The organism is Streptomyces zinciresistens K42 (assembly GCF_000225525.1).
In the GTDB taxonomy this organism is placed as follows: Bacteria; Actinomycetota; Actinomycetes; order Streptomycetales; family Streptomycetaceae; genus Streptomyces; species Streptomyces zinciresistens.
Genome location: NZ_AGBF01000316.1, coordinates 1 through 4,793, shown reverse-complemented (window position 1 = coordinate 4,793; position 4,793 = coordinate 1). Strand labels below are relative to the sequence as shown.

Here is a 4,793-nt window from a genome sequence, read left to right as displayed (position 1 = left end):
GATTCGCCCCCGCATTCACCTCGCCATACGTCCACTCCACCCCACCCTGAACCAACGCCACCGCACCCGGCACCACCCGCACCCGAGCCTCGAACACCTCCGGCACCGAACGACCGTCCACCACCCCCGCACCCACACCACTCCACTCCCGCAGCAGGCGCCGCTCCGGGCCGCCGAGCAGCGGGACCGAGGCGATCGGGGTGTCGGCGTCCGCGACGACGGCTTCCATGAGGCGGGTGAGCCGGTCGGTCAGGGCGGCGACCGTGCTCTCGTCGTAGAGGTCGGTGGCGTACTCGACGTCCCAGCTCAGCCCGCCGGGCCGGCCGTCCTCACCCGACGTCTCCGCCACGAAGAACGTCAGATCGAACTTGGCCACCCGGCGCTCCAGGGGCTCGGTGGTGGCCTCGGCGCCGGTGAACTCGTAGCTGCCGTCGATGTTGTTCTGGAGGACGAGCATGGTCTGGAAGAGGGGGTGCCGGGCGGTGGACCGGGCCGGGTTGACCGCCTCCACCACCCGCTCGAACGGCAGATCCTGATGCGCGTACGCCTCCAGATCCGCCGCCCGCACCCGCCCCAGCAGCTCCCGGAACGTCGGATCACCCGACACATCCGTGCGCAGCACCAGCGTGTTGACGAAGAAACCCACCAGATCGTCCAGACCCTCATCCGTACGACCCGCCACCGCCGTCCCCAACGGCACGTCCGTCCCCGCACCCAGCCGGCTCAGCAGCGCCGCCACCGCCGCCTGGAGCACCATGAACAGCGTCGCCCCGCTCTCCCGCGCCAACCGCACCAGACCCGCGTGCAGTTCCGCACCCGAACGCACCCGCACCACCGCACCCCGGTGCGACGCCACCGCCGGACGCGACCGGTCCACCGGCAGCTCCAACTCCTCCGGCAGGCCGGCGAGTGCGCCTGTCCAGTAGGCGAGTTGTCGGGCGGCGAGGCTGTCGGGGTCGTCCTCGTCGCCGAGGAGGCCGCGCTGCCAGAGCGTGTAGTCGGCGTACTGCACCGGCAGCGGCGCCCAGTCGGGGGCGTGTCCGGCGGCGCGGGCGGAGTAGGCGGTGCTCAGGTCGCGGGCGAGCGGCGCCATGGACCAGCCGTCACCGGCGATGTGGTGCAGAGTGAGGGCGAGGACGTGCTCGTCGGGGCCGAGCTCGAACAGTTCGGCGCGCAGCGGGAGTTCGTCAGCCAGGTCGAAGACGTGGGCGGCGGCCCCGGCGAGCAGGGCGGGCAGCCGCTCCTCGGTCGCGGGGGTGCGGTGCAGGGTGAGGCCGGGGGTGGCGAGGATGCGCTGGCGCGGTTCGCCGTCGACGGCCGGGAAGAGGGTGCGCAGCGCCTCGTGGCGCAGGACGACGTCGGAGAGGGCGGCCCGCAGGGCGTCCTGGTCCAGGGCGCCGCGCAGCCGCACGGCCAGCGGGATGTTGTAGGTGGAGCCGCCGTCCTCCCACTCGCGCAGGAACCACAGGCGCAGTTGGGCGAAGGAGAGCGGGACGGGGTCGGGGCGGTGGGCGGCGGCCGTCAGCGCGGGCCGGCGCTCGCCGGACTCGCGCAGTGCCGCGGCGAGTTCGGCGGCGGTGGGCGCGGCGAACAGCATGGGGAAGGTGACCTCGGCGCCGAAGGTGGCGCGGATGCGGCTGATGAGCCGGGAGCCGAGCAGTGAGTGCCCGCCGAGGCGGAAGAAGCTCTCGTCGGCGCCGACGCGTTCGAGGCCCAGGATCTCGGCGTAGAGCCGGCACAGGACTTCCTCGTCGGGGGTGCGGGGTGCCGTGACGGCGTGGGTGCGGGCGGCCGGGGCGGGCAGGGCCGCCCGGTCGACCTTGCCGTTGGAGTTCAGCGGGAGCGAGTCGAGCACCACGAAGGCGGTGGGCACCATGTACGGGGGGAGTTCCCCGGCGGCGCGGGCGGCGAGGTCGTCGGGGTCGGGTGTGCCTTTCTCGCCGGGGACGACGTAGGCGACGAGGCGTTTGTCGCCGGGCCGGTCCTCGCGGACCACGACGACGCGCCGGCCGACGCCGGGGAGCCGTCCCAGCACGGCCTCGATCTCGCCGAGTTCGATGCGGAAGCCGCGGATCTTGACCTGGGCGTCGACCCGGCCCACGAACTCGATGACGCCGTCGGGGAGTTGCCGTACCAGGTCGCCGGTGCGGTACATGCGCTCGCCGGGGCGCTGCGGGCAGGCCACGAACCGCTCCGCAGTGAGTCCGGGGCGGGCGGTGTAGCCGCGGGCGACTCCGGCGCCCGCGAGGTACAGCTCGCCGCACTCCCCCTCGGGCACCTGGCGCAGCGCGTCGTCGAGGACGTGGGCGGCCATGCCGTCCATGGCGCGGCCGATCGGCACGGTGGCGCCGACGCGGTGGGGCGGGCGCAGTGCCAGGAAGGTGGCGAAGGTGGTGGTCTCGGTGGGGCCGTAGACATGCACGAACTCGGTGTGCGGGCAGTGGTCGAGGACGCGTTGGACGGCGTCGGGCGAGCATGCCTCGCCGCCGCTCCACACCTGGCGTACCAGGTCGAAGACCTCGGGGTCCTCCTCGGCGACGAGGTTGAACAGGGCGGTGGTCAGGAACAGGCCGGTGAGGCCGTGCTGTTCGGCGAGGCGGCGCAGGGTGCGCGGGTCGAGCTGTCCGGGCGGGGCGAGGACGGCCTCGTGGCCGGCGAGGAGCGGGACCCACACCTCGTAGGTGGCGGCGTCGAAGGCGTGGGAGGAGTGCACGAGGACGCGGCGCTGGGCCTCGCCGTCCCAGCAGCGGTCGGCGGCCAGGGCGAGGATGTCGCCGTGGGTCACGGCGACGCCCTTGGGGGCGCCCGTCGATCCGGAGGTGAACATGACGTAGGCGAGCGCGCGGGGGTCGAGGGCGGTGCCGGGGTCGGTGGCGGGGCAGTCGGCGAGGGCGGGGTCGTCGTCGACGGCCAGGGTGGTCACGAGGTCGTCGAAGAGGTCGCCGGGGTGGGTGGCGCGGTCGGTGAGCAGGACGGGGGCGCCGGTCTGCTCGATGACCGCGCGCATCCGGGCGGGCGGGTAGGAGGGGTGCAGGGGCGCGTAGGCGGCGCCCGCCTTGAGGACCGCGAGGAGGGCGATCACCAGGTCGGCGGAGCGTTCCATCAGGACGGCCACCGCGGTCTCGGGGCGGTCGCGGACGCCGAGGCCGGCCAGCCGGTGCGCCAACCGGTTGGCGGCGCGGTCGAGTTCGCCGTAGGTGAGGAGGATGCCGTCGCCGCGCAGGGCCACCGCGTCGGGCGCGCGCCGGACCTGTGCGGCGAACGCGGCCACGACGTGGGCGGCGTGCCCGGGGCCGGTCCGGCCGCCGCCGTCGTCGTCCGCCGTGCCGCCGCCCTGCCGGGCTCCGGCCCCGGCTCCGGCCCCGGCTCCGGTCGACGAGATGCGGTCGTCGGACATGTCGGCGTCACGATGGGTCGGCATGGCGTTCCACTCCACCTTGTCTGGGGTTGACGGATCTGGCGAACGGGAGGTGCGTGACCGGCCGGCGGGCCGCGGTTCAGGCGGAGTAGACGCCGGGGAGTTTCGGGTAGGCGCTGGCCTGCCAGACGGATTCGAGTCCGGTGACATAGCGGGTGAGCCGTTCCAGGCCGATACCGAATCCGGCGCTGGCGGGAATTCCGGCGCGGGCCATGTCGAGATACCAGCCGTATTTGGCGGGGTTCTCGCCGGTCTCCCGCATCCGGGTCACGATCCGCTGGTATTCGTGTTCGCGTTCGCTGCCGCTGGCTATCTCGCCGTATCCCTCGGGCAACAGGAGGTCGAAGTTGCGCAGCACGCCCGGGTTCTCGCGGCTTTCGCGGTCGTAGAAGCCGCGGGAGCCCTTCGGGTAGTCGGTGACGAAGAAGGGGCGGGTCGTCTCGCGCGACAGCCGGGCCTCGTCGGCCCAGGCGATCTCGGCGTGCGGGTCGCCGGCGACGCGGGCCACCGCGTCGGCGTGGGACATCACGTCGAAGGGGCCGCCGAGGACGTCCTGGAAGCGGCTCGTGTCGCGGCCGAGGCGGGCCAGCTCCGGCGTCATGGTGGCGGACACCTCGCGGACGGCCGCGACCACGATGCCCTGCGCGACCCGCATGATCTCCTCGCGGCCGTGCCCCGCGGCCTCGACGTCGATCTGGTGGAACTCGGCGAGATGACGGCCGGTGTCGGCGGTCTCCGGCGGTTCCAGGCGGACGTTGGGGGCGATGCAGAAGATCTTGCCGAAGGCGTGCAGCGACGCCTGCTTGTAGAGGATCGCGCTCGTCATCAGCTTGTAGCGGCGGCCGTAGTAGTCGATGTCGACCTGCTTGGCGCCGCGCACGCCGGGGTCGGTGACGGGGCCGATGATCGGCGCCTGCAGTTCCACGAATCCGGCCTCGTCGAGATGTCTGCGGATCGCCATCAGCATGCGGTGCTGAATGCGCAGGACGTCACGGGTGACCGGGTCGGAAAGGTGTTCCTGCGGGGAATTCGGCGGGCGCCGCCGGGAAGGTGCCGCCGTTTCCTTCAGGCCCGTTGCCATGTGAGGTCTCGATTCTCTGGAAAGGGACGTGCCGGCCGGGCCGATCGGGCCCGGCCGACAGCGGCTCCGGTGATTTTCAGCGTGAGATTAGTACGCGCCTTTTCGGTCGATCGGCAGTTGCGTACGGCAGATTCGCGGAACTTCGCGGGCCGCGGCCGGCGCCGGGAACACCCGGAGCGGCGGCGGGCGACCACACCGCGCGGCCCACCGGGACACCCGGCGGGCGGAGCGGCGCACGACGCCCGCGAGCAGCGGCGTGACCTGGGCGGGACAGGGCGCGGCGAGGGCACGGGC

General features: G+C 73.3%; 3 protein-coding genes. All 3 read right to left on the bottom strand.

Features of this window, described 5'->3' with window-relative positions; all coding sequences use genetic code 11:
• A partial coding sequence (locus SZN_RS35390) for a non-ribosomal peptide synthetase (RefSeq protein WP_007504939.1) occupies nucleotides 1-3,421 on the bottom strand: 3,421 nt, incomplete at its 3' end.
• Between the two features lie 76 nt (nucleotides 3,422-3,497).
• A complete protein-coding gene (locus SZN_RS35385; RefSeq protein WP_043734853.1) occupies nucleotides 3,498-4,499 on the bottom strand; it encodes an asparagine synthetase A in 1,002 nt (333 codons plus the stop codon).
• 87 nt (nucleotides 4,500-4,586) lie between these two features.
• On the bottom strand, nucleotides 4,587-4,793 hold a 207-nt coding region (locus tag SZN_RS42090), incomplete at its 5' end, for a hypothetical protein (RefSeq protein ID WP_208865894.1).

What these genes read in the sequence shown, in the direction of transcription:
- SZN_RS35385 (WP_043734853.1), bottom strand. Translation starts at nt 4,499, where the DNA reads ATGGCAACGGGCCTGAAGGAAACGGCGGCACCTTCCCGGCGGCGCCCG.